The sequence below is a fragment of the Agarivorans sp. Z349TD_8 genome (genome assembly GCF_050870825.2).
Taxonomy (GTDB): Bacteria; Pseudomonadota; Gammaproteobacteria; order Enterobacterales; family Celerinatantimonadaceae; genus Agarivorans.
In genome coordinates, this window is sequence record NZ_CP194037.2 from 2,143,277 (window position 1) to 2,168,690 (window position 25,414).

General features: G+C 43.1%; 16 protein-coding genes and 2 pseudogenes. 7 read left to right on the forward strand and 11 right to left on the reverse strand.

What is annotated here, in order from left to right:
* Positions 1-103: 103 nt before the first annotated feature.
* The 3 genes from ACRRS1_RS09740 to ACRRS1_RS09750 all read right to left on the reverse strand — a co-directional run bounded on the left by ACRRS1_RS09740 (position 104) and on the right by ACRRS1_RS09750 (position 5,020).
* Positions 104-2,701: a M14 family zinc carboxypeptidase gene (locus ACRRS1_RS09740; RefSeq protein WP_432467902.1), complete on the reverse strand. Its 2,598-nt coding sequence runs from the start codon at positions 2,699-2,701 to the stop codon at positions 104-106.
* Positions 2,702-2,847: 146 nt separating this feature from the next.
* Positions 2,848-4,050, reverse strand: a complete 1,203-nt coding sequence (locus ACRRS1_RS09745) for an ATP-grasp domain-containing protein (protein WP_432467901.1) — start codon at positions 4,048-4,050, stop codon at positions 2,848-2,850.
* Positions 4,028-5,020, reverse strand: coding sequence for an ATP-grasp domain-containing protein (locus ACRRS1_RS09750; RefSeq protein ID WP_432463078.1), 993 nt, complete (start codon positions 5,018-5,020; stop codon positions 4,028-4,030). The genes ACRRS1_RS09745 and ACRRS1_RS09750 overlap by 23 nt, the downstream gene beginning before the upstream one ends.
* A 256-nt stretch (positions 5,021-5,276) precedes the next feature.
* On the opposite strand from ACRRS1_RS09750, the gene ACRRS1_RS09755 reads away from it, so the two are divergent.
* Positions 5,277-6,380 carry a M20 family metallopeptidase gene (locus ACRRS1_RS09755; RefSeq protein WP_432459254.1) on the forward strand — a complete coding sequence of 368 codons (1,104 nt, stop codon included), beginning with the start codon at positions 5,277-5,279 and terminating at the stop codon, positions 6,378-6,380.
* A 364-nt stretch (positions 6,381-6,744) separates the two neighbouring features.
* On the opposite strand, the gene accD is transcribed toward ACRRS1_RS09755, so the two are convergent.
* Entirely contained in the window at positions 6,745-7,611 is an 867-nt protein-coding gene (gene accD, locus ACRRS1_RS09760) for an acetyl-CoA carboxylase, carboxyltransferase subunit beta (protein ID WP_432453367.1), read from the reverse strand.
* Positions 7,612-7,718: 107 nt separating this feature from the next.
* On the opposite strand from accD, the gene ACRRS1_RS09765 reads away from it, so the two are divergent.
* Complete coding sequence (locus ACRRS1_RS09765) at positions 7,719-8,618, forward strand: LysR family transcriptional regulator (protein ID WP_432467900.1); 900 nt, start codon at positions 7,719-7,721, stop codon at positions 8,616-8,618.
* 476 nt (positions 8,619-9,094) lie between these two features.
* Here ACRRS1_RS09765 and ACRRS1_RS09770 read toward each other — a convergent pair whose 3' ends face one another.
* On the reverse strand, positions 9,095-9,484 hold the full coding sequence (locus ACRRS1_RS09770; RefSeq protein ID WP_439036011.1) for a plasmid fertility inhibition factor family protein: 390 nt from the start codon (positions 9,482-9,484) through the stop codon (positions 9,095-9,097).
* Between the two features lie 33 nt (positions 9,485-9,517).
* Here ACRRS1_RS09770 and ACRRS1_RS09775 point away from each other — a divergent pair.
* Positions 9,518-9,628 (forward strand): annotated as a pseudogene (locus ACRRS1_RS09775) (IS5/IS1182 family transposase); the annotation flags it as partial.
* Positions 9,629-10,188: 560 nt separating this feature from the next.
* Here the strand turns inward: ACRRS1_RS09775 and ACRRS1_RS09780 are convergent.
* The 4 genes from ACRRS1_RS09780 to leuC all read right to left on the reverse strand — a co-directional run bounded on the left by ACRRS1_RS09780 (position 10,189) and on the right by leuC (position 15,780).
* On the reverse strand, positions 10,189-11,406 hold the full coding sequence (locus ACRRS1_RS09780) for a DUF3644 domain-containing protein (RefSeq protein ID WP_432467899.1): 1,218 nt from the start codon (positions 11,404-11,406) through the stop codon (positions 10,189-10,191).
* Between the two features lie 669 nt (positions 11,407-12,075).
* Positions 12,076-13,611, reverse strand: coding sequence for an alpha-isopropylmalate synthase regulatory domain-containing protein (locus ACRRS1_RS09785; protein WP_432453365.1), 1,536 nt, complete (start codon positions 13,609-13,611; stop codon positions 12,076-12,078).
* A gap of 99 nt (positions 13,612-13,710) precedes the next feature.
* A complete protein-coding gene (leuD, locus tag ACRRS1_RS09790; protein WP_432456187.1) occupies positions 13,711-14,328 on the reverse strand; it encodes a 3-isopropylmalate dehydratase small subunit in 618 nt (205 codons plus the stop codon).
* 48 nt (positions 14,329-14,376) lie between these two features.
* Positions 14,377-15,780 carry a 3-isopropylmalate dehydratase large subunit gene (gene leuC / locus ACRRS1_RS09795; RefSeq protein ID WP_432467898.1) on the reverse strand — a complete coding sequence of 468 codons (1,404 nt, stop codon included), beginning with the start codon at positions 15,778-15,780 and terminating at the stop codon, positions 14,377-14,379.
* 385 nt (positions 15,781-16,165) lie between these two features.
* Here leuC and ACRRS1_RS09800 point away from each other — a divergent pair, with 385 nt between their 5' ends.
* Together ACRRS1_RS09800 and ACRRS1_RS09805 are read left to right on the forward strand one after the other, a co-directional pair.
* A complete protein-coding gene (locus ACRRS1_RS09800; RefSeq protein WP_432467897.1) occupies positions 16,166-18,304 on the forward strand; it encodes an alpha-amylase in 2,139 nt (712 codons plus the stop codon).
* A 1,000-nt stretch (positions 18,305-19,304) separates the two neighbouring features.
* Complete coding sequence (locus tag ACRRS1_RS09805; RefSeq protein WP_432467896.1) at positions 19,305-21,284, forward strand: methyl-accepting chemotaxis protein; 1,980 nt, start codon at positions 19,305-19,307, stop codon at positions 21,282-21,284.
* A 90-nt stretch (positions 21,285-21,374) separates the two neighbouring features.
* On the opposite strand, the pseudogene ACRRS1_RS09810 reads toward ACRRS1_RS09805, so the two are convergent.
* Positions 21,375-21,506, reverse strand: a pseudogene (locus tag ACRRS1_RS09810) (IS256 family transposase); the annotation flags it as partial.
* Between the two features lie 25 nt (positions 21,507-21,531).
* Positions 21,532-22,416, reverse strand: coding sequence for a mechanosensitive ion channel family protein (locus ACRRS1_RS09815; RefSeq protein ID WP_432467895.1), 885 nt, complete (start codon positions 22,414-22,416; stop codon positions 21,532-21,534).
* 163 nt (positions 22,417-22,579) lie between these two features.
* Between ACRRS1_RS09815 and ACRRS1_RS09820 the strand changes: the two genes are divergently transcribed.
* Complete coding sequence (locus ACRRS1_RS09820) at positions 22,580-23,419, forward strand: mechanosensitive ion channel family protein (protein ID WP_432453360.1); 840 nt, start codon at positions 22,580-22,582, stop codon at positions 23,417-23,419.
* 290 nt (positions 23,420-23,709) lie between these two features.
* Complete coding sequence (gene glnS, locus ACRRS1_RS09825) at positions 23,710-25,374, forward strand: glutamine--tRNA ligase (RefSeq protein WP_432453359.1); 1,665 nt, start codon at positions 23,710-23,712, stop codon at positions 25,372-25,374.
* Positions 25,375-25,414: the final 40 nt, after the last annotated feature.

Sequence of the window (25,414 nt, forward strand, 5' to 3'; positions counted from 1 at the left end):
AAACAGTGGTATTTCGCTGGGTCGGCACTAGCAGTTTAAGGATTATCTAAACTTTGAAAATACTCATCTTGTTGAGGCTCCCAGTCTTCAGGGTCAAGTTCGACTACCGGGACGCCTGATTTGCACTGAAATAAATACAAGCGGGAGCGGAATATAAGGGGACACCATCGTAAGAAAATATCGAGTAGTACTTAGGAATATTGGGATTACCAAAATCATCAAAAGTGTATTCATCCTTACCGCCATAAATTTTTACGCCATCTTGAGGTGATTTGGGAGGATGAAAGCGATTCCGCACCACAAAGGCACCCACAAAATCGTCATTGTCAGGGTTTTTCCAGGTGAGTTTCGCTAAGTTTTTTTCAAGCGTGACCGTGAAGTTTGTCGGGGCAGCTAAAGGGGTCTTCGGACGTTCGATATACTCGATGATTAATTTTGGTTGTTGCTGATTACTCGGATCATTAAGCCAATTTATCAGATCATCTTGGCCTTTTTTGCTGGCAGAGGTGGAGCGGATCACAAAACAAATGGGGCTATGTTCACTATATAAACGCTCCAGTTCTCCACGACTAAAGCTATCAAAATTGAAGAAGTGTGGCTTTTTATCGCGTAGCTCAGTATGACTGACTTCGTATCCAATATATTGAATTCGTTGACGTTCTTTAACTGATTGGTAGCTCAAGTTGTCCACTTCGGCCAATTCGACCGTGAATCGAATATCTTTTTTGGGGCCCAAGAAGTTGGTGTTTTGAATGACGAGATAGGCATCGGTAATCACGGTTCGTTGCGGGTCGGGCATCGCCTGCATAGCGAAGGCCAGTTGCCCATAAACTTTTTCACCTTCAGGGTCATAACCCGAAGCTAATTTGCCATTTTCAATTCCTTGTCGATAGATACTATTGACCATTGTAGGGTAGAGTTCTACACGCTGTGGTCGACGTGTATAGGTGAGTTCAATACTGGGTCGATAGTGAATGCCTGAACCAAAGCGACCAAAGCCAATATCAAACTGCATCATCTGCGATTCGTGCCCTCGGGGAAGCGTCGTGGGGCCGTCGATACGGATCACCAGACTGCCTTGTTCGATAAACTGTTCAAGTAATTTGCGCTCTGCACCGTTAAACGACCAATGACTCCAGACCCCTTGGGTTAACTTATCTGATTCGATGGCTTGACCGGTGTGTAGTACTTTGGCGTTTTTGATGGCTTCAAAGTCGCGAATATCGGAAATACTCGCGGGATCGAGTATTGAAATCCCCCATTCTCCGTAGTTTTCTATTTTTGCACCAACACGGTTGAGAGGGTAAAGCGAGAATGATGCGGCTTCAATTTGAGCATCGTCGGGGACTCTATCTAGTTTAAATTCAATGACGCCGTAGCAAACGCCTCGAGATTTATTCACTCCAATAAATAACGAGTTGTTCCCAAAATGTTCTCGATTTTTTTCTTGAGTGTATTGCCCTAGATAGCCAATATCGTTGCGCAGCGGAAATAAGGTTCGGCTAAATTGATGTTGCGCGAGGTCGGTTTTTAATTTCACTTCTGGCGCATAGGGGCCGCAGATCTGCTGTTTTGCATGAACCGCCCTAATTTTGTAGTAATAGTAGCTGCCGCTTTGCAGTTGAACATCGGTAAAGCTGGTGGATTTGGTGATGCCCACTAAGTTGTCATCTGTACAGGGACTTTTATGTTGCTGGTTGCGATAAATTTCGAAATAAACATCCTCGTCACCGGAATATTCCCACTCTAAAGTGGCTTCATTGGCGGCAAGTGCGTTAATCGTGAAGTTGCTCACTCGCTGCGGCGCGAGGGACGAGTAACTGATTGCTGAGTTAAGTGCGAGTACCAGCGCGGGAATGTTTTCGTTCACGCTTTGGGTCATGTTTTCCATGTAATCGGGAATATTACGAGTGCCTACCTCAACAACGGTGGCAATGATGCCTTTGTCGTAATAGTACTCTCGGCCGCTACCATTAATTAAATTGGTGGGGGGCTTGCCACGATGTATCCCATATTGGGTACCCGAGACTTTTTGGATTTCATGTGCCATGTTGGCGCATAGGGTATTTAAGTCAGTGGTATCGACTTCGGCTTCATGATTAAATTTATGCGCAGGGAAAAATACGTTGCCTTGCGAGTGGTAATCTAGCTCGATCGTAATATTGTGATGGTTGTCGACAAAGTCTCTAATCGCTCGAGTTTCTGGTTCAGAAAAGGCTTCAGGACCACCATAGGTGGTGGCATTGGTATCGTTACGGTGTTTGAAACGAGTGCCAAAATTGCGGTTTAGATCGACGCCAAAGCTACCATCGCCGTTATCTCTGCGGTTTTTTCGCCAAAAAGAAAAATGAGTGCGAGAAAATTCAAAACCATCGGGGTTAAGGCAGGGCACAATATATAGGGTATTGCGACTCAAGGCTTGCTGAAGCTTTGGGTTAAACTGATGATTGTCGATAATGTATTTGATGAAGCTATTGGCCAGTTCGATACCAATCCATTCTCGGGCATGAATGGTTCCCGTATATAACAGTGCAGGCTTGGTGTTGGCATTGGCTAAACCTAAGGAGAGAGTGGCTAGAACAATAGGGCGATTTTCCCAAGTATTCCCAATGCTTTGCACGTGGATTAAGTCTGGGTAGTCAGCCATTGCTTGTTCAAGAAAAGCCATCGTATCTTTATAAGAAGTATATTGTTTTTTCATATTTGGCCTATTGCCAGGTTTTTTGCAAAGCCTGCATTTCTTCCTTGAGAGTGTACTTTAGTTACTGTTGTGGTGTTCAATCATCATACGAAGCAAGCTCCGTTCCCCCTTAGTTTACAGAATAAGGGGGATGGTTCGTCAATCATTTAGTCTGGTTGTTGTTGCGGGCTTGATTCGTCTGCTTCTTCTGCAGAGGGAACGTCGCCTTGGCTTTGCGTATCAGCACTTTGCATGGTCGCTTGCCGGGGACTTGTGGATGATTGATTTCGCGGGTAGTTATCCTGACGATTCCAAACTTCGCTTGGCCACTCTTCTGCACCGGGGATCGGATTTGTTGACACAATCGGGTAATTATCCTCGCTAAGTGCGGTAAAGGTTTCACCACTGTCACAGCTGGGAAAGTACTTTCGGCCAAAGGTGATATACCGCATCGTTCGCAGGATCGAAGCGCTCATTTTGCCTAGCTCTTCCCAGTTGTATAGTGGAATATTAGGCAATTTAAATTGCCCGTCGGATAAGTGCCACATCAGGTATTGGCCTATCCAGTCTCGAATATAGGGGAAGGCGGCAAAGGCGGTGGCGCATTCTAGAATGCGCAATTTACCATCGATACCAACAGCGATGTCACAGGCCCAATACTCGGCCTTGGCGGCTTTGGAGACTTGCACCGCCAAATCTAACACCTCTTTGGGGACATCCTGATAATCCATGCTGCCGCCTTGGCTGGTATTGGTTAGCCAATCGCCTTCGGGAGGACGGCGCCAAAATGCGCATACCGGTTTATGGCCAATCAGCATCACCCGTATATCGGCGCTCATGGGGACAAAGTTTTGCAGGTAAACCGGATAGTATTTTTTTTCGGCGAGTAAGGCTTTGGCTTCTTGAAAGTTGTCTACCTTATGGACAAAGTAACCACCGTAGTTTGATGGCCCGTAAGATTTTTTGATGATCTTGGGGTAAGTAGTGGTCTTTAAGAATGCTTCGGCTTCGGCATATTCATAAAAAATATCGGTGGGCGGAATGGGGATTTGGTATTTTTCACAAAAATGAGTGACATTTTCTTTCGATTTATTGCTGAATTGAGTATCTAGTGAGGGAATAAATCGAACCTCTGGCAATTCGCGTGCAATTTGTCGAAAAGTTTCGTAGGCCGTTGCGGGAATATTACCAATGAGTACTTCGATTTTTTTTTGCTTCACTTCTTCGATAAAGCGATTTTTATCGTGTCCCCAATGGTAAACCACGGTTTCAATTGTATTTGGCCAGCCTTTAAAATTAGATTTGTCGAAAAATCTTAAGACGTGGTCTAGATAAAGTAGGCCTAGTTTAGGCAGTCTGCTGTTGCTCATATATGCTGTCTTCTATTCGGTCAACTAAGGGGAGAGGTTGGGTGTTGGTAAATATAGTGCGCTCTACTAATTCAACAATGGCATCAATTTTTCTCGAGTTAAAATCGATCCCCAGTTTTTCTTGTTCCGGTGTGGCAAAGGCAGGAATGCCGTTGACTTCCAACACTACATATTCTTCGGTATCTAAGTCATAAAGTAGGTCGACGCCAGCAATCTCTAAGCCGGTAACCTTAGCTGCCTGTATGGCGAGTTCAATTACTTCATCTGAGGGATGGCGGGTAATCACGCTGCCACCACTGGTGATGTTGGTCTTCCAGCTATCGGTGGGCGCTTTACGGCCGTAACAACCGATGTACTTACCGTCGACAACGTCGACACGATAATCAGTTTTATCGTAATTGATGTATTTTTCTAAGTAAAAGTGCGGGACATCGAGTCGATTTAAAAACGGTACCAGCACATCTAAAGAACGCTCGTCTTCGATCTTAACGATCCCTGTTCCGCCCCAGCCATCGGTTGGTTTGTATACAACTCGGCCATTCCATTCACGAACCGTGTCGCGTAGCCCAGAAAAATCTTCACGATTAAATAAGCGATAATCGGCACTGCGTATGCCGGCTTGATTGAGCGCGTAAGCGGTTAAAAATTTATCTTCGGACAGAGAAAAGGCTTCAAAATTATTGATAGTTGGCACCAATTTATTGATCGCTTGATATAAATACATTTGGAAAGGTGTTTGTTGGCCTGCATTATAAGAGAAGAATAAATCGAGTTGCTCCATGGCAATACCATTACAGATAATCTCGCCATTTTGCGCTGAGGCTTGTGCTAAATCTAAGCCGGTAATTACGTTAATCCCACGCTGTGCTAATTGCTTGATAATGTTGTTCTGGATGGTGTCCCCACCACTGTTTTGATACATCCACATCCCTATGGTAGGGCCATTTTTATCTACTAGATTCTTACCCATAAAAGCCCCTTAAGACCAGAATTCATCACGTTCAAGGTTTATTTCCATTAAACCTATGGTCTAAATCAGCAATATTAATGCCATTAGATGTCGTTACCATTTCAATGGTTCACTTTTTGCAGTAGACAAATGGCTTCGAATGATATGGGGGCTTAGGGGCGCTTAAGGTTTGCGAGCGTTAGCGACCTATAAGGGCCGCTCCTTAAGGGAATATAGCGATTTTTAAGGCTTTAAAAATAATGAGGAACAAAGCGAGATGCTGAACTTTGCCCAATTGAAAAGTATTATCGATTTAAACTCTTATACAAAAAATAAAGCGGGGGTTGACCAAAATGGTGCAGTGTTTCGCGCTTGGATGGAGCAACTCGGCTATATCACCGAAGTTTTTCGGCGAGAGCATATTGGGGATCATTTGCTATTTACCAGTCGATATAACTCGGCATTACCACGGGTATTGCTATTAGGCCATCTTGATACCGTATTTCCTCCCAATAGCTTTGAAGGGTTTCGTGAAGACTCCGATTGGGTGTATGGGCCCGGCGTATGTGATATGAAAGGCGGTAATATTGTTGCTTTAGAATCGCTTAAGGCTGTGCGCTTGGCTCACGGCGGACTGGCTAATATTGATATGTTGTTGGTTAGTGATGAAGAAAGCGGCAGTGATGACAGCAAATACCTGAGTGCGGAATTGGCTAAAAATTATGACATTTGCTTGGTATTTGAAGCTGCTGGGGCCGAGCATGAAGTGGTGACTGAGCGTAAAGGTGTCGGCACGTTTACCATTCACTTTGAAGGCAAGGCTGCTCATGCGGGGAATCATTACGCCGATGGTTGCAATGCTAATTTGGCGGCGGCACAGATGCTGATTGCCTTGACCGATTTAACGGATCTGGCTGCTGGTAGCACCGTAAATGTTGGAAAAATTTCGGGAGGGATAGGTGCCAATACGATTTCACCGAAAGCTTCAATTGTTGTTGAGCTGCGCTATACCCAAATCAAGGAACGAGACCGTTTACTTGCCGGACTTGAACGCATTGTCGCCGAGCCAAAGGTTGCCGGTGTAATCGCTTCGCTGGAAGGGGGGATCCAACGCGATGTGATGCAGGCATCCGCTGAGCAAGCTGAATTACTATCAACGATAGCCGAAATTTTAGATTATCCATTAAAAACCGAGAAGCGAGGTGGGGTGAGTGATGCTAACATCGTGTCGTCAGCCGGGGTGGCGACTCTGGATGGTTTTGGGCCGTATGGTGATGGTGACCACACGGTTCATGAACGCGCCAGTAAACAGAGTTTTGTGCGACGGATCGACGAGGTCACTAAAATCTTGTTAGCTTTTAATGCGAATGCTTCGCTATAGGTGCCGGAAGATAACAGTGTTTTTAGCATTGTAAATGCTAAAAACAGATCAGTGACGGGGCTATTGTTCTAATACTCACGATTGGCCAAAACGAGTTTGAGCGGCCACTTATGCAACGGTGTTTGGAATTAGCGTTAGTATGGAATCGTTGACGGTGACGCGCTTAGCATGGGGGCTGGAAGCGAGTTCAGCCCTCGCTTTTTGTGGGTGGTTTTGAGTTCTGTATTCATGTTTTTTAGTACTTGGGTATTTGACGCCAGTTTACCAGGGAGTGGCATAATAATTTGGACACTGATGGGTGACACGAGGATTTGAGAGGTTTTAATTCAGTGAACTCAATCTGTTTTGTTACCGCATTGACAAGCTATACATCCTGCTGAATCGTTGTATTTGTCATTTTAGCGATGAGTCCACCAACTCGTTTGCGCATCTCACGTCTATCCACAATCATATCTAGAGCACCATGCTCTAAGAGGAACTCACTCTGCTGAAAACTCTCGGGTAATTTTTCTCGAACGGTTTGCTCGATAACACGACGCCCCGCGAATCCGATCCTTGCTTTAGGCTCGCCAATGTTAATGTCACCCAACATAGCTAAGCTAGCTGAGACACCACCAAAAGTTTGATCTGTTAGTACCGATATGTAGGGGAGTTTAGCCATTGATAATTGATTCAAGGCAGCGCTGGTTTTGGCCATTTGCATCAGAGCCATTAGCGACTCTTGCATTCGAGCACCGCCACAAGCAGAAAAGCATACGAACCCACAATTTGCATCAATGGCAGCGTCAACTGCCTGAACGAAACGAGCCCCTACAACTGACCCCATCGACCCTGCCATAAATGAGAACTCGAATGCGCAGGTCACAACAGGTATCCCCATTAGTTTTCCTTTCATCACCACGAGCGCATCTTTTTCTCCGGTGCTTTTTTGAGCTAGAGCAAGGCGTTCCTTATATCGCTTCAGATCCTTAAAATTTAGCAAATCTTTCGGTTCATGTTCACTGCCAATTTCAGTTCGTTCCCCTTTATCCAGAAAACTTTCTATTCGTTGGCGTGCAGCCATCCGCATGTGGTGTTCACATTTTGGACACACCGCCAGATTCTTTTCAAGAGCTATACGGTATAAGATCTGATCACAAGAAGGGCATTTAGTCCATACTCCCTCAGGAATCGACGCTTTACGTGTACGAATGATGTTCTTCTTCTCTAGTAGCTTTTCTAGCCAACTCATGGGAAACCTTATTCAGATACCTTTAGTGAAGGGTATTGTATTAGCCTGTATTTGGTAATAAAGTGGCAATTATTGGTTTAATAATCCCACTTTATGGGACAAATGAGATGTTAGACAAGATTGAACAGCAGTGGTTAAAAAGCTTTCACTGTGTCTATGAGAACAATAGCTTTAAACGGGCTGCAGAATTTCTAGGTTTGCCGACATCAAATGTTAGTCGCCACATCGCTTTGCTGGAAGATCGACTGGATACACGACTATTTGACCGAACGACCCGCAGAATCGCTCCAACAGATGCGGGAGAACATCTTTATTTACGCACACAGCCATTGCTGGACAAGCTTAATGATGCTCTTGAGGAAGTGACTCAGCACTCTCATCAGGTTATGGGTCAGCTGAAAGTCTTAATGCCTGATTCGCCTGCTTTAGCCCAAGCATTGGTTTCTTTTTGTATCCAGCATCCCTCGGTTTCATTATGTTGTGATACCAGCATCAGTCCGAAAGAAGATTTACTTGATGGATTTGACATCGTTCTAAGTTTTCATCGTGGGAAGCTCGAAGACAATAATTGGGTAGCGAAGGAGATTCAATGCTGGCCAAGTGCTGTAGTGGCATCCCCCAAAATCTTACAAAGCTTTCCTAGGCCTTTTCAGATTACCGATTTGAAACATGTTCCGTGTATCAGTAGCTTTACCGCGATAAATGGAACTCCGTGGATATTCAAAAACGCTAAAGGTGAGCTTATCACTCAAAAGGTACAGTCTTCCTTTAAAGTGAACAGCGGGCACCTTGCCAAAACAGGGGCAATATCTGGTTTAGGGTTTGCGATCCTACCTATCGAATTTTGCCAGACTGAGATATGCTCGGGCGCTTTGGAGGTGGTTGAGATGGAGTATCAGCCTGATAATTTAGTGCTGTATGCTTTTTATTCTTCTCGAAAGCACTTGGCTAAAAAAATTCCGATGTTCATTGAGCATCTCAAATACCACGCAAATATAGCCAATTGAACCTAAAGTACAATCCTAAAGGCTAGGGTTAGAGCACGCTGACAATCCTTAGTATGTTCTTTTTCTAGCTTAGTATGGGCCGAAACGTGTTTTTATGTCCTAGCCAGCTTGCTGGCGAATTGATGCAGAGCTCATCGATCTAACTACCGGTAAGCTTTGATAGTCCTATGCACTTTCTAAATACTCCAAACACTGTGCTTGTTCGCGTCATTATTAGTATGTAAGCTCTTAGCCTACCCATTGAATAGAGATTGTGACCGCGAGATTCTAATTGACCCTTTGTTCACTTAATTAGCATTTGAGTGCTACGTCCCGAAATGGTTCCGACTGACTCGTTTTTTGGACAATGGTGAGCTAGTGAAAGCGGCAACTTAAGAGTGAGCCTGATTACCTAGAGTATTGAAAAATATCTAATCTGACGACTAAGTTCAGCATGAATAGTCTCTTCCATGATTATCCTGATAATCTCGTAATACTTATGCTACTGATATAATCTTTGTACCATCAGCCCCTGCAATTTCAAACAATAGCTTTGCAATGCTGTTTAGACATAATACTGGGTATTTTGACGCTTCATTAGCTAACAGCCAGATGGTTCTTGTTATCCCATTAATAAAACCAACATAATTTCCCAGTTCGCATTTACCGAATGCAATTGTAGCTAAAGGAACTGGTTTGTCTTTCCCAAAAATGACCCCCTTTTCAGCTTCGCCATATTTGTAGTCATCTTTCCAAGCACTTTTTCCTCCATAAGCCAATTTGGGTTCGGGGTGATATGGCTCAGATTGCCAAAGTTTTAATAATTTTTGTGCCTCTACAAGGCGTTGTTGCTTAAATAGGATTGAACCTTTCAGCCTCTCTGCGATCTGATCGTTAAACCACTATAGTCAGGTCGTATCATGGGTAAAGCAAAAGGCAACATCGTCAACTGGAAGCAATACAACAAGGCCTTAACCCAGCGAGGCTCAATAACTTTTTGGCTGGATGACGCTGCGATAACACACTGGCACGAATAAACTAGACACCCATTCTAAAAAAAACCTTTCACACTCTCGATAGCCAAGATTACGCTTTTAAATCCCATCACCTTCGCCGAGTAGCGCAAATGAACAAGGGAGCAAAGTTGAAGTTTGTTTGAGCGTAGTGTTTACTTCAACGCCCTTGAGAATAAGCAACGCAGGGTTTAAGAAGATGCAGGGCGAGCTTTCTTTTTGCTTAGCTAAGCTTTTCTCGTTGAAGCTTAATGACGTCGCCGTAGGCGAAAGCTTTTACCCCGTTGCTAACACAGGGCGGGGCAGCGATGAGATAACTCATGGGTACAGAACGATTCATTCACGGCTAAAGAATAAACTAGACATCCATTCTAAAAACAATATCTAGAATCGAACGAACCCAGTTGTAACGTGAAATATTCCCAAGAGGAGGTTCGACCGGAAGATTCGCTAGTGACAATAGTTGGTAGATAGTTTCGAGTGACTGGAATGTATCGTTCAGGGCATTTGCCCTGTGATGGGCGTGCAGTACATCGCTCACGTTGGGAGGCTCACTATCAAACTTTATATCTGACATATCAGCGCTTGTTCCTAAGTTGGCTGCGCCTAAATTCCTTAGCGGATTCCAGCCATTTGGGTTGCTTTAAGTTGTATACAAACCATCTGATGAATTTTTCAGAATAACGAGGTCTTCCATCAATAACCCAACGCATATCGGACTTTGTCTGATTATTAATTTTGTGTTTATTCAGCACGGCCTGAAAAGCGCCACTCTTAATTGAAATGGTTGCTTGCCGTTTGTTTATTTCATCAAGAGCCTCGTTCATATGGTAGGGGTGAGTAGCATCTGGGTCCTTAGTCTTCGTGATGATAACAGCTCCTTCACCGACATCTCCAACACTAAGCGACAGATCACTTTCATCTTCCCGCTTAACGAGAGCAAGCCTGTAATCAATAGGAATTGAGAACTCTGTAGAATCAATTTTTTTCGATGTTTCGTCAAAACGTTGAATGAATTTAGCTACTGATTGAGCAGCATATTTACCATACAACTTTTGAATTAATGCTACTTCTGGAGCGGGGCCATCTACTACCAAACTCAGCATACCCACACTTTGTCCAGCAAGAGGTGCATTCCCCATTTCGTTCCTATAACGTGTTTGATAGTTCAGAACGGTTGCTTGAAAAAGTCGGGATAATTGTGGCTGTAACTCTGGTATCAGCAAATGGATGGCGTGGTCACGTAAATCAATAATCGTCTCTAAATTTATTCTGACGGGATCTTTTTCTTGCAGCCTCCGTTTAACCGCATCTGAAATGGATATACTTTTATCCCCATCGTAAAAGATTCTTTCATACCCTTCAGCCTTGAGGACCTCTGCTTTAAGTAGCAGCTCCCAAGCATTGACCATCATGATTGCAAAGGCTTCAACGCGATTTTTCATACTAGGTCGGTTATATACCTCCAGCGCCAAAGTGAAAGCATCGAGGCTCCGACTAACCAGTTTGTCGTGAAACTGCTCTTCAGGTGTTTTCTGCTTAACCTTTGCTGACTGACTCATTACCGCAAGGAATGCGTCATTTGATAAGGCGCTTATCCCTTCAATACGGTATTTGGTACGCGAACCAGCATGATAAACGTACTTATCAAGCAACTTCTCATTAATGTACTTGTTGATGGAGTTTTTACTATACGTGGTGCGTTGGGCTACCATCTCAGCGGTAAAGGTAGTGCCGTTGTCTTCATACTCCCTTAAAACATCAGCCAACGCGATCTGGTTATTATTCCTTGCCAATTAATTCACATCCTTCTGTAGGTTTTGATAGAAGTGTACTGGTCAACCCAAACTGGACTAAGTCAACAGGCAAGTACCTACCAAAGCTAGTTCAGTCATGCGATAAAATAAACTGATAAAATAAACTAGATACCCATTCTAAAAACAAAACTAACAATAACACCTTTTCGCGACACTTACCTAGGCTAAAGCTCAAAAAACTAAGCAATTTAACGACATAAGTTTAATTGCGTGCTGAAAATAAAAATAAACTAGACACCCATTCTAAAAACAAAAACATTTCACACTCTCGATAGCTAAGATTACGCTTTTAAATCCCATCATCTTCGCCGAGTAGCGCAAATGAACAAGGGAGCAAAGTTGAAGTCTGTTTGAGCGTAGTGTTTACTTCAACGCCCTTGTGAGTGAGCAACGCAGGGTTTAAGAAGATGCAGGGCGAGTTTTCTTTTTGCTTAGCTAAGCTTTGCTCGTTGAAGCTTAATGACGTCGCCGTAGGCGAAAGCTTTTACCCCGTTGCTAACCCAGAGCGGGGCAGCGATGAGTTAGCCCATGGGTACGGAAATGGCTAAAAGACGGTCGAAATTTAATCTATTGTGCAAACTTTGTTGTTTGCCGACAATAAGAGCCTTTGTGATTAAACGATAACGGCAAGCGATGCTTGCCGTTGATTTAGTTTGACTGACGTTGGTGTAAACGTACGTTCAGCATTCGCAAGGTTGCTTGAATACCCGCAAATACCTGGTTTGAGTTGATTCCGCGCGTATGGAACTGTTTGTTTTCATCGCGCCATTGAATCACACATTCGGTTAAAGCGTTGGCTTGACCGCCCGGTGGGATGCGTACTTCATAATCAAGCAGCTCAGGCATGCTCAACTTAGCTTCTGATAAAGGATAAGTTAAGGCCTTCATAAAGGCATCAAAGCCACCATTACCATGGCCAGAGCTTTTATAGATCTCATCTCCAATTCGCAGACGGATGTTGGCCGAAGACTCGAGATCTAAACCACTGGTAATTGAACAGTTAAGCAACTCAATGTGAGCAAAATCGTTACTCTCCATGATGTCTGCAATAATAAAGGGTAGGTCGTCGGGCGTAATGGTCGCCTTCTGGTCACCAAGTTGAACAATCTTTTGGAGTAGTTTCTTTTGATTTTCGGGAGACAGCTCGATCTCCATCGCTTCTAAATTCTTCACGATAGAAGCTTTGCCGGCCATCTTGCCCAGCGCATATTTTCGCTCGCGGCCAAAACGTTCGGGGCTTAATTCGGTAATATATAAGCCCCCTTTATGATCGCCATCGGCATGGATCCCAGCGGTTTGGGTAAACACATCGGCTCCTACAATAGGCGTATTGGCAGCTAAACGTTTACCGGAAAAGCTCTCAACTAATTTAGCAATATTGTGGATCTCTTTCTCATCAATATTAAGTTGAAAGCCGAGTTTATCTTTAAGGACCACCGAGACTTCGGCCAGCGAAGCATTACCGGCGCGTTCGCCCAAACAATTCATGGTGCAGTGCAGGGCTGCGACCCCCGCCTCGGCGGCGGCCATACTATTGGCTGTTGCCAGACCATAGTCATTGTGGGGGTGAAAATTAAATTTGATTTGTGGGAAGCGAGTAATCATCTCTGAGATACTGATATACACTTCTTTGGGTGCCATCACACCTAAGGTGTCTGGCAGCATGAAGTGCTCAATGTCGAGGTTGCTGAGCGCTTCTACCAATTGAAAAACATAGTCGGGGCTATCGGCGTAGCCATTTGACCAATCCTCTAAGTAAACATTGACCGATAAACCTTGGCTTTTGGCATAGTCTACGGTTTGTTTGATATCGATAATATGTTGTTCAAGGCTTTTACCTAACTGATTGGTACAGTGGTTTAAGCTGCCTTTGGTAAGCAAGTTGATGATTTTTGCACCTGAGTCTACGATCCAGTCGACACTCTTAGTGTGGTCAACAAAGCCCAGAATTTCGATTTGCTGTAAATAGCCAGTGGTTTTTGCCCAAGCGGTGAGTTGTTGTACCGCTGCCTTTTCGCCTTCTGAGACACGTGCCGAAGCGACTTCGATGCGGTCAACTTTTAGTGATTGGAGTAAGGCTTTGCCAATACTGACTTTTTCTTGTGGAAAATAAGATACACCTTGAGTTTGCTCGCCATCGCGTAGCGTGGTATCCATGAGTTGAATTGAGCGGTTTTGCTCCATAAAGCCGATCTCTCAGTAAAGAATTAGCTTAAAGAAGTAGGCGCAACCTGAGCTGCGCCTGCTAGATAACGATTGATGTACAAAACGGTACATCGTTGATTAGGCGTTAGGCCATAACCAAGGAAGTTGTTGTTTGTGTTTGGCTTCAAATTCAGAGATCTTGTCTTCGAATTTTAAAGTCCAGCCAATGTCGTCTAGACCTTTAGATAAAGTCTCTTTACGGAATGGGTCCACATCAAATGCTATTTCTTTACCGGCAGGGGTTTGAATGACTTGATTCTCTAAATCAATGGTAATTGAAATCCCAGGGGCCGCTTCGACTTCATCCATTAATGCTTGTAATGTTTCAGCATCAACGATGATTGGCAATATGCCATTTTTAAAGCAGTTACTAAAGAAAATGTCAGCGTAGCTAGTTGAAATAATAGTATTAAAACCGTAATCGGCAATTGACCAAGGTGCGTGCTCACGTGAGCTACCACAACCAAAGTTATCCCCGGCGATTAGGATTTTTGAACCTTTAAACTCGGGTCGGTTTAATTCAAACTCTGGGTTGTCAGAGCCATCTTCTAGGTAGCGCCAATCGTGGAAAAGGTGAACGCCAAAACCGGTACGCTCCACTTTTTTCAAAAATTGCTTGGCAATGATTTGGTCTGTATCTACGTTGCTACGATTCATTACCGCAGCAACAGAGCTGTGTTTTTTATATGCTTGCATCATAAACTCCAAAAATTTCACTCACATTGATTAATCAACGTGTTTACATTATTTCCAAGTACGTAAATCGACGAACTTACCTTCAATGGCCGCTGCTGCTGCCATTGCGGGTGATACAAGGTGGGTTCGCCCCCCTTTACCTTGTCGTCCTTCGAAGTTTCTGTTTGAAGTTGATGCGCAACGCTGTTCAGGTTGAAGATAATCACCATTCATCGCGAGACACATTGAGCAGCCTGGCTCACGCCATTCCCAGCCAGCTTCGATAAGCACTTTATCAATGCCTTCTTTTTCAGCTTGTTCTTTCACAGGGTAAGAACCTGGTACCGCAATCGCTTGCACACCTGATGCTACTTTTTTACCTTTAGATACAGCGGCAATGGCACGGAAGTCTTCGATACGGCCATTGGTGCATGAACCCACAAATACAACATCTACCGGAAAGTCGGTCATTTTCTTACCGGCTTCTAAACCCATGTAGCTAAGCGCACTTTTAGCCGCTAAAGATTTAATTGAATCTTCGATTTGAGTCGGATCTGGAATTGGTTGATCCACTGGTAGTACTTGCTCTGGTGAAGTACCCCAAGTCACTTGTGGCGCAATTTCTGCTGCGTTTAATTCTACTACAGCGTCGTACTCGGCACCTTCGTCGGTGGTCAATGACTGCCAATAGGCAACTGCTTGATCCCAGTATTCAGCTTTAGGAGCGAACTCTTTGCCCTTGAGGAAATCAAAGGTTTTTTGGTCTGGTGCAATCAAACCCGCTCGTGCTCCACCTTCAATGGCCATATTACAAACGGTCATGCGGCCTTCCATCGAAAGAGCTTCAATTGCAGAGCCTGCAAATTCGATGACGTAACCGGTGCCTCCGGCAGTACCAATTTTACCGATAATGGCCAACACAATGTCTTTGGCGGTGACAAACTCGGGTAACTCACCATCCACTTTCACCAGCATAGTTTTTGATTTGCCTTGTTGGATGGTCTGAGTTGCCATAATGTGTTCAACTTCAGAAGTACCAATACCGAAGGCGAGGGCGCCAAAGGCTCCGTGAGTTGCGGTGTGACTATCACCACAACAAACCACCATGCCGGGATGAACAAATCCGTGCTCTGGTACAACGATATGAATTACACCGTTGTTAGCATTGTTCATGTCGTACAGATTAATGCTGTTATCGGCACAGTTTTGCGCCATCACTTGAATTTGTTTCTTGCCAATCGGATCAGGGAGCGTTGCTCGGTCGGCTGCTTTGGTTGGAACACAGTGATCCATTGTTGCCAGAATGCTGTGGGGATTACGAACTGGGCGATTCGAGATGCGTAAACCTTCGAAGGCTTGCGGGCTTGTTACTTCGTGCATGAGGTGACGATCAACAAAAAGGATAGATGCGCTACCTTTAGGTTCGTGGACTACATGCGCGTCCCAGATCTTTTCGTACATTGTTTTTTTCATTGCTTCCTTTACACCCTGTCTGTTGCTCTCACTCGCGCTGTTTTTATTCTTTGTCAAGCTTTAAGCGACTACTAGTAAACTTAAACTGTCTATTTTTTCTGTCTGCAAATTATGCTCATTAGGTAAATTAGACGACCAAATCAGCATAATTAAGACTGTTCATCATAAAACAACATGCTAGGTGCAGCAAGGGGCTGCACCGAATCAATGCGTGATTATTCGCGAACTTGCTGTTTTGCCAAATGAAAGCGCTGTCAGTCATAAAATTAGCAAATAATCGTGCTTTGTTAGTGAAAACTTAACTAGCTTTTGTTTTCATCACTGTTATTGACGGAAAATAGGCCTTTGCAGCTTGTTTTTAGTGCTAAAACGCCAAGGAGTTTGGATGAAAGGTTTTAAATTAGGTCTAATCAGCGCTGCCTTAGTCATGTCCGCAGGTTCGGCGAACGTATCAGCGGCAATGATTAAAAGTCCCCTTTACTTGAATTACGCTGACAGTGGTGTGAATGCCGCACAACGTTTAAAGTTTTCAGGTAAAAGTCGCTATAAGATCACGCTACCGTTTGAAAAAGGCATTTACAAAATTCAAGTTTCAGACCAAGGGCAAAGTTGTGGACTTCGTTTTGGGCCAGAAGATGGTAGCAAGTTTGCTTTTTCTAAGCCTCTAGCGCTGAACGCATGCGCTAATGACCGTTATTTTGAGTTGAATATTCGCTTCGCGGGAAATTATGAACTGATTTTAGATAACTCACAAAGCGATAAACCAACGCTACAAGTGGCACGTAAGGCCAAGGCCTCAAGTTTTAAACGTAGCCCCCCTGCAGTTGACTGCATTCAGTGGGACGGGCAGCCAATTACGGTTGATGTAAGTTCTACTTTTAATAACGGTCAATTGGTGAAAGATTTTTATTCGGGCCAAACTCAGACGGTGACGAATGGTCAAGTGAGTATGCAGCCCGACCCCGCCAGCGGGGGACTGCTGTTATTAGAAGCTGCTGATGGCAAAGCCAGTGAGTTTTCTTGGGACAATGCTAGCGTTTATTTCATTATGACCGATCGTTTCAATAATGGGGATACGAGTAACGACTTTCCTTTTCATCGTAAAGCAGACGGCAAGCAAGAAGCCGGTACTTTTCAAGGTGGAGACTTTAGCGGCATCACTGCCAAACTGGATTACATCAAAGATCTTGGCATGAACGCAATTTGGGTCACTCCCATTGTTGAGCAAATTCATGGCTTTATTGGTGGAGGCGATCACGGTCGTTTTCCATTTTATGGCTACCATGGTTATTGGGCCTTAGATTTTACCAAGATAGATCCGAACCTCGGCAGCGAACAAGATTTTGGACGTTTCGTTGATGAAGCTCATAAACGAGGTATTCGCGTGCTGGTTGATGTCGTCATGAATCATGTTGGCTACCCAACGCTGGATGATATGCAAACTATGGGCATTGATGCCTTAGCGCCCCATGCGCCAGTACCTAAGCAATGGACCGATTGGCAGCCAGATTTGAGCAAGGGCCAAAATTGGTATCGCTACACTAATTTTATTCGTTGGAGCTCTAGTGAATGGGTCGATAAATGGTGGGGCCCGGATTGGGTTCGTAGCGGTATGGCGGGTTATACGGCGCCAGGGGGGGATGATATCATGATGAACTTGTCAGGGCTGCCGGATTTAATCACCGAAGGAACCAAGTCGGTGAGTTTGCCACCATTTCTTAAACATAAAAAAGATACCAAAGCCGTCGAACGTGAAGGTTATACGGTGTCGGACTACTTGATTGAATGGCATACCAATTGGGTTCGTGACTATGGTGTTGATGGCTTTAGAGCGGATACAGTGAAGCATGTTGAGCCTGAGGTTTGGGGTAAACTCAAGCAAGCTGGAGTTGAAGCTTTGGCTGATTGGAAAGCCAAACACCCGGATAAAAAATTAGACGACAAACCCTTTTGGATGGTCGGTGAAGTTTGGCATCATGGAGCCTATAAAGATTTTTATTTTGATAATGGCATGGATAGTTTAATTAACTTCGAATATGGCGGTGGTAAAGCGGCGCTGAAAGGGGCGCAATGTCTTCCCCAAAACGAAGGTATCTATGCTAGTTACGCGAAAGAGATTAATCGAGACCCTGACTATAACTTGCTCACCTATATCAGTTCACATGATACCAAGTTGTTCTATTCCAATTATGAAGATTTAACGCTACAGGCTGGGGCCGGAACGGCCTTGATGATGATGCCCGGTGGTATACAGCTTTACTATGGAGATGAGAGTGCCCGCCCACGAGGGACTCAATCCGATGCCTTTGATGCGCCTACGCGCTCATTTATGAACTGGCAGCAAATTACTAAAGAAGCGGATCGACAAGCGTTACTGAAACACTGGCAAACGCTGGGGCAATTCAGGAAACGTCACGTAGCCATTGGTGCAGGAGAACACCATAAGATAAGTGATAAACCCTATGCATTTAGCCGCAGCAAGGGTAATGATAAGGTTGTAGTGGTGTTTGCGGGGCTTCAGTAGTCACTCTCACTTAAATTTGAAAAAAGCGGCTTAATTGAGCCGCTTTTTTATTTGAAATAACTCATTAATTGCGCAGCCATTGCTTGACTGGAAATACGTATGCTAACGAGTTGTTGTTGGCGCTGGACTGGTTGTTACCTCTTAAAAAGATATCATTTCACAGTCGCAATCTCGTTTGTAAGAGGATGCGCTGCTTGCGACTCCGACGAAAATTATGATGCTGCTAAGCACGATGCTTGGGTTTAGCGAAGTCTATTGCTTGTCTTTCTTTCAGAAGGAGACTGGAGCGTTTACATGGCAGTAGAAAAGCCTGATAAATAGTTAAGGAGTATTTATTGTTGGCTATCATTCAATAAAGTTTGGATATCTTCAAATTTCAGTTTCTTCTTCTCGTTCGTCATAAGTGAACTTATATCAATTGTTTTGCTTATCCAGTCATTTTTTCCAGTTATTAATTCGTTTGACAATGAAGATACATTTTTTTTGGCAAGAGTTGATTATGCAAACTACGCTTTAGGTTTTACACCTACTAAGACAAGCGCTTGAATATTATTTGAATACGAATAGTTCAATAATTAAACAGGTGAAGCATTGGTTTTATATCCGCACCGCTTTAAATGGAGTCAATATGTTTATATTTTTTAAAAATGTACTCGTGTCATCGCTCTGGTATTAACCACTGTATTTTGTATGAGTATGTTTGCTCGCTCTTAATGTCAGAGTGAAATTGTGAATATTTTCGCTCAAATTTCGCTTAAACATTACTCATTTTTTACTCTCAAAATCAGTGAGTTAACCGCGCATCTTTGAATAACGGATGACTATAGAGTTGTGCCGTTCGATGAATAAGCACTCATGCTTTTGTCCTGCCATTCATGTGCTGCTGGGGGAAATGCTACTTATTGTTAATTACGGTGTGAATTTTTATTTAATGACCAAATGATTATTAAAAGGGATGAGAGTTTATTACTCTATATGTCAATAAAAGTGGAGTTATATCGTGTTTGGATTTTCTAAAAAATTATATTTAGGTTTTTCGGTGGTGCTTATTCTTCTCTGTGTCGTGGGAAGCAGTGCTTATTTTGCCCTAATAAATGCGTCATCGGGATTTGAAGATTACCGATCTTTGGCTCGAGCCACTAATGCTGTCAGCCGTATTCAGGCTAATATGCTGATGGTGCGAATGAATGTGAAAGATTTTATTACGACCTCGGCCCAAAAAGATAAAGATGAGTTTGAATCGTATTGGCAGAAAACTCAAAACTATATGAATGAGGCAAAAGGAATTATTTCTGACTCTAAACGTATTGGGGTTATTAAGGATATTGATGGTTTGCTTAATGAATATAAAGCAGGTTTTTCACAGGTTGTTGTTCTTAAGGAACAAAGAAATGCACTGGTCAAAAATGTTTTAGATATCAATGGTCCTTCAATTGAAAAAACACTGACTAAAATACTAATGTCAGCAGCAGCTGAAGAAGATATGCATGTTGCACATAAAACTGCATTAGCGACTCGCAGTTTATTATTGGCTCGATTATATGTTGTAAAATTTTTGATTTCTAATGAGCAATCTGATGTTGATCGAATACATAAAGAGTTTTCTGATATAGATATGGAAATCAATAAGTTGGCTGATTCTTTGCAGGGTCAAGTACAGGCGGAATTGCTCAAGGATGCACAAAAAAGTATCAGCGAATATGAGACAGTGTTTGATGAGGTTGTTCAGGCAATAGCTGATCGTAATGTAATTATTAATGGCACACTAAATCGAATTGGTCCATCGGTTGCAAAAATGACAGAAGATCTAAAACTGTCGATTAAGAAAGATCAAGACATCCTTGGTCCTCAATTGCAAGAAAGTAATCATAGTGCAGTCGTTATTATCGAGAGCATTGTGGCTGTTGCTTTAATCTTTGGTATTGCTATTGCCTTCTTTATTACTCGTTCGACAATGAATAGTTTAGGCGGTGATCCGTTATTGGTCACAAATATTGTTAGGCGTGTTGCCGAGGGGGATTTAGCGGTTGATTTACCCAGTCATAATGAACTCGATACTAGCTTGTATGCTGGTGTACGTATCATGGTTAAAAGTTTGCAAGATAAAGCAGTTCTTGCTCAGAAAATAGCTGATGGGGACCTCTCTTCTAAGATTGTGTTAGCGTCTGATAAAGATGTATTAGGCCTTGCTTTGCAAGAAATGGTACAGAACTTAAATGATATCTTAAGTGAGATCCAAAGCTCGGGAGATCAAATTGCAGCTGGCAGTGCAGAGGTCTCAAGTGTAAGCCAGTCACTTGCACAGGGGGCTACAATACAAAAAGATAGCTTACAAACCATTTCTGTAGCATTAGAGCAGTTGTCAACACAAACAGGCTTAAACGCAAATGGCGCCAATGATGCTCGAAAATTAGCTGAGACGGCTCAGCAAGCGGTATCTGATGGGCAGAATCATATGAAAGAGATGGTTGAAGCGATGAGTGAGATTAAGGAAGCGGGTGAAAGTATCGCCGTGTTTATTCAAACTATTGATGGCATCGCAGAGCAAACAAATCTACTCGCTTTAAATGCAGCGATAGAAGCGGCACGAGCAGGAGAGCAAGGTCGAGGGTTCGCAGTTGTTGCCGATGAAGTGAGGGGGTTAGCTTCGAGAAGTACCCAAGCGGCATCAGAAACCGCTAAATTGATACAGTTGTCATCAACTAAAACACTCAACGGTGTTGTGATTGCAGAAAAAACAGAGAAAGCACTGCTCGCTGTGTTTAGCGGTATTAACGAGACCACTGATTTGGTGGCGGGCATTGCTGCGGCCAGCAATGAACAAGCACTTGCGGTTGATGAAGTAACCCAATCAATTGCATCGGTTGGAGATGTTGTTGATCAAAATGCAGCAGCTTCGGTTGAAGGAGCCGCAGCAGCCGAAGAGTTAAGCGGTCAAAGTATTGCGATGAAAGAGGCATTGGCTCATTTCACCTTATAATAAATGATGGGAATAAAACGAATAGAATAAAATGGGTGCTCTTCTTAGTAGGTTTGAGAGCACTCATCATTCTTTGTTCGCTAATTTTGATTAGATGTTTAGGATATCATCCAGACGTCTATCAAAGTGAATTGCCAGTTGAGGCAATGTTATATTTCAATTCGGAATTGGCATTGTCCATTTACTGCAATTTACTATGCCTGCATAAAGAAGCTTAAGAACCTGCTTTAATCAGGTAACTCCGCTTTTATATGACATGATTATCGATACTTTTTTTACGATTTAATGTTAGCTCGCCATCGATGTGGATGTCTCGCTGTGGGAAAGCAATTACAATATTTTGTTCTGCAAATAGTTCATCGATCCGAAAGCGGATTTCACTGCTTACCTGTCTAAGTTGCCCTTCCATGTTGGCGTCCATCCAGAAGTACACGATAAACGCTAAAGCATTGTCACCAAAATCATTAAATATCACCGTTGGTGCGGGGGTCGTCAGCACTGAAGTTTGTTCTTTTACTGCTTGTTCTATCAGTTGAGCGACTTTTCGGCAAGGAGAGCGATAGGCTACGCCAATGCTAATTGAAGTGCGAGTTTTGTTGTCAATGAGAGTCCAATTAACCACGGTATTTTCAAGTAATTTACTATTCGGAATGAGCAAGTGGACGCCATCAGTGCGTCGGATCCGAGTGGAGCGGGTATTGATGGCCTCTACATTCCCTTTTACATTATCGACTTCCAAAAAATCACCAATTTTAATCGGTCTCTCCCACATTAATATCCAACCGCTTATAAAGTTATTGATGATATTCTGAGCACCAAAACCGACGCCAATTGCAACCGCACCAGAGAGAAAGGCAAAAGCAGTAATCGGGACATTGATCAAATCTAGAGTGGTGATCCCCATGACTAATATACCGAGTACATAGGTGATGCGCGTGACTAAATGAATTAAATCAGGGGCGACTTTTTGCCGAGTCATGCGATTTGTGAGTAGCTTTACAATGGTTCTAAGGGATAAATACCCAACGAATAACAAACAAGGAATGATGAGCAAGTCACCAGCACTAATTGCTTTGTCTTGAATGTGGAATATAGGTGTCTTCAGTAAGCTTGCTAAACTGTCAATGGTCACGGACTATCCTTGTGAAAAATTTGTAGCCGCGTCGGGACGGCCTTTGCCTGTATCTAGCAGCATCTATAAATCAAAGTTAACTTGTAATCAATTGTGTCTAGTTTAAATAAGATGCTAGAGTTGTGAATTAATTTTTACTGCGTGAATGAGTCAGTATTGTGTTATGAACTATTTAAGTCAATTTGTCCAAAATAAACTAGTGCTAACCGTTGGGGTGATTCTTTTTACCTTCCTGGTCAAATTTGTTGCTGTTAAATTGATAGATAAACAGCAAAAAAATAATGGTAAGGACCATCGAGACCTGATTAGTAACGTTAAAAATTTTCTTATTTTCATATTAGTCTTATTGCTATTCAATTTATGGGCTGGCGAATTGCAAAAATTTGCATTTTCTTTAGCGGCATTTGCAGTTGCGATAGTGCTAGCAACCAAAGAGTTTATTCAATGCATCATTGGTTTTTTCTATCTGATGTCAACTCGTCCCTTTCGGGCGGGGGAGTGGATCCAAGTTGATAACACTGTAGGGGAGGTTTCCCAATTGGATTGGATAAAAACCACAGTATTGGAAATTAATATCAATACTTATCAATACACAGGTAAAACCCTGTTTATTCCCAATAATAAATTAATTACCAGCACAATCAAAAACTTAAACTTTATGAAGCGTTATGCGGTGCATCATTTTGTGCTGGTGCGAGATACCATGATTAACCCTTTTAGTTTTGTTGCTCAATTGGCTGAAAATGCTGAAAGCTACTGTAATGACTTTGAAGACGTCGCAGCTCGTTACAACCAGTCTATCGAGCGAAAAATGGGGGGCGCAATCGTTGGGCCGAAACCGCAATTGGAAGTTGGCACCACTGAACTTGGTTATATGAAAATAGAGTTTACAGTGTTTTGTCCGACCGAAAAGGCAATGGAAATAGAGCAACAACTAACTGCTGATTTCATGCGTTTATGTTTGGCTGAGCAACAAAAACTAGGAGAAGTTTTGGCTAAATAAGAGGCCGCTTTTATAAAGCCTATTGAGATAGCGGGTCTTACTATCGATTGAAAGCCCTTTGTTGGGCTTTTTGTCTATGTGTGGTCGAGCACATCATAAGGGATGTGTTTATGCAGGGGGCTCTGCGGAGTCAAAACACTCAAAACAGACACATAGCGGTAAATCGTCGCTTTTATTCGCGCTTTGCGATGATCTTTTCAACGCTTAGTTGATGGTCGCTTGTACTAAGTTAAAGAATCAGGGATTATACGGAATTATTTTGTATGAACTGTTTTTATAGGTAGGCTGGTATGAGTGAGGCGGAAAATCGCCCTAGCAATTTCATTCGTCATATTATTGATGAAGATCTTAAGTCAGGAAAACACACTAGCGTTCATACGCGTTTTCCTCCAGAGCCAAATGGCTATTTACACATCGGCCATGCGAAGTCGATCTGTTTAAATTTTGGAATTGCTCAGGATTACCATGGCGCGTGTAATCTACGTTTTGACGACACGAACCCAGAAAAAGAAGATATCGATTACGTTAACTCGATCCAGCAAGACGTTAAGTGGCTAGGATTCGACTGGGATGGCGAGGTTCGTTATTCATCAAATTACTTTGACCAGTTGTATGGCTATGCGCTAGAGCTGATTGAAAAAGGCTTGGCTTATGTTTGTTTCTTAAACGGAGATGAAGCTCGGGAATATCGTGGCACCTTGAACAAGCCAGGGAAGAACAGCCCATATCGTGATACTTCGGTTGAAGAAAATTTAAGTCTGTTCGAAAAAATGCGCGCTGGTGGATTTAAAGAAGGCGAGTGTTCATTGCGAGCCAAGATCGATATGAGTTCATCGTTCATGTGTATGCGAGATCCGATCATTTATCGAATTCGTTTTGCTCACCACCATCAAACGGCAGATAAATGGTGCATCTACCCGATGTACGATTTTACGCATTGTATTTCTGATGCTATCGAAGGCATCACTCATTCGCTATGTACCTTAGAATTTCAAGACAATCGTCGTTTATACGATTGGGTATTAGAGAATATTACGATTGATAGCATTCCACATCAGTATGAATTTTCACGTTTAAATCTCGAATATACCGTGATGTCTAAGCGCAAGCTAAATACCTTGGTGACAGACCATCATGTAAATGGTTGGAATGACCCTCGTATGTTAACTATTGCTGGCTTACGTCGCCGTGGTTATACCTCAGCTTCTATTGTCGAGTTCTGTAAACGGATTGGTGTCACTAAGATGGAAAACATGGTTGAGATGCCAATGTTGGAAGCTTGTATTCGTGAAGACCTCAATACCAATGCACCTCGAGCGATGGCAGTATTGGATCCGATTAAAGTGGTGATTGAAAATTACCCAGAAAATCAAACTGAGAATTTGCTTGCACCAATTCATCCAAGCGAAGATCGGGGAGAGCGAGTCGTTCCATTTAGTCGAGAACTATATATTGAAGCGGAAGATTTCCGCGAAGAAGCCAATAAGAAATTTAAACGTTTAGTCTTGGGTAAAGAAGTTCGCTTACGTAACGCTTATATGATCAAAGCAGAGCGTTGTGACAAAGACGCAGACGGCAAAGTGACCACGGTTTATTGTAGTTACGATGACACGACGTTAGGTAAAAATCCGGCTGATGGACGCAAGCCTAAAGGGGTGATCCATTGGGTTTCTGCAAAACATGCTAAACCGGCTGAGATCCGTCTTTATGATCGTTTATTCACGGTGCCAAATCCTGCTGCGGAAGAGGATTTCACCAAAGTACTAAATCCTGAGTCCTTGGTCGTTAAAAAGGCTTTTGTAGAACCGAGTTTAATTGATGCGGTTGCCGAACAAGCCTACCAATTTGAACGTCAAGGTTATTTTTGTGCTGATAATGTTGATTCCAGTCGCGAGCATTTAGTGTTTAATCGCACCGTGGGTTTGCGGGATACTTGGGCTAAAACCGGTGAGTAATGCTTTTTGTCAGCTTACAACTCTCAATGATTTGAAGGAA

Coding starts and splice junctions, on each gene's coding strand:
- ACRRS1_RS09740 (WP_432467902.1), bottom strand. CDS start 2,701: ATGAAAAAACAATATACTTCTTATAAAGATACGATGGCTTTTCTTGAA.
- ACRRS1_RS09820 (WP_432453360.1), top strand. CDS start 22,580: ATGAACTATTTAAGTCAATTTGTCCAAAATAAACTAGTGCTAACCGTT.
- ACRRS1_RS09785 (WP_432453365.1), bottom strand. CDS start 13,611: ATGGAGCAAAACCGCTCAATTCAACTCATGGATACCACGCTACGCGAT.
- ACRRS1_RS09765 (WP_432467900.1), top strand. CDS start 7,719: ATGTTAGACAAGATTGAACAGCAGTGGTTAAAAAGCTTTCACTGTGTC.
- ACRRS1_RS09745 (WP_432467901.1), bottom strand. CDS start 4,050: ATGAGCAACAGCAGACTGCCTAAACTAGGCCTACTTTATCTAGACCAC.
- ACRRS1_RS09755 (WP_432459254.1), top strand. CDS start 5,277: ATGCTGAACTTTGCCCAATTGAAAAGTATTATCGATTTAAACTCTTAT.
- ACRRS1_RS09750 (WP_432463078.1), bottom strand. CDS start 5,020: ATGGGTAAGAATCTAGTAGATAAAAATGGCCCTACCATAGGGATGTGG.
- leuC (WP_432467898.1), bottom strand. CDS start 15,780: ATGAAAAAAACAATGTACGAAAAGATCTGGGACGCGCATGTAGTCCAC.
- glnS (WP_432453359.1), top strand. CDS start 23,710: ATGAGTGAGGCGGAAAATCGCCCTAGCAATTTCATTCGTCATATTATT.
- ACRRS1_RS09800 (WP_432467897.1), top strand. CDS start 16,166: ATGAAAGGTTTTAAATTAGGTCTAATCAGCGCTGCCTTAGTCATGTCC.
- accD (WP_432453367.1), bottom strand. CDS start 7,611: ATGAGTTGGCTAGAAAAGCTACTAGAGAAGAAGAACATCATTCGTACA.
- leuD (WP_432456187.1), bottom strand. CDS start 14,328: ATGCAAGCATATAAAAAACACAGCTCTGTTGCTGCGGTAATGAATCGT.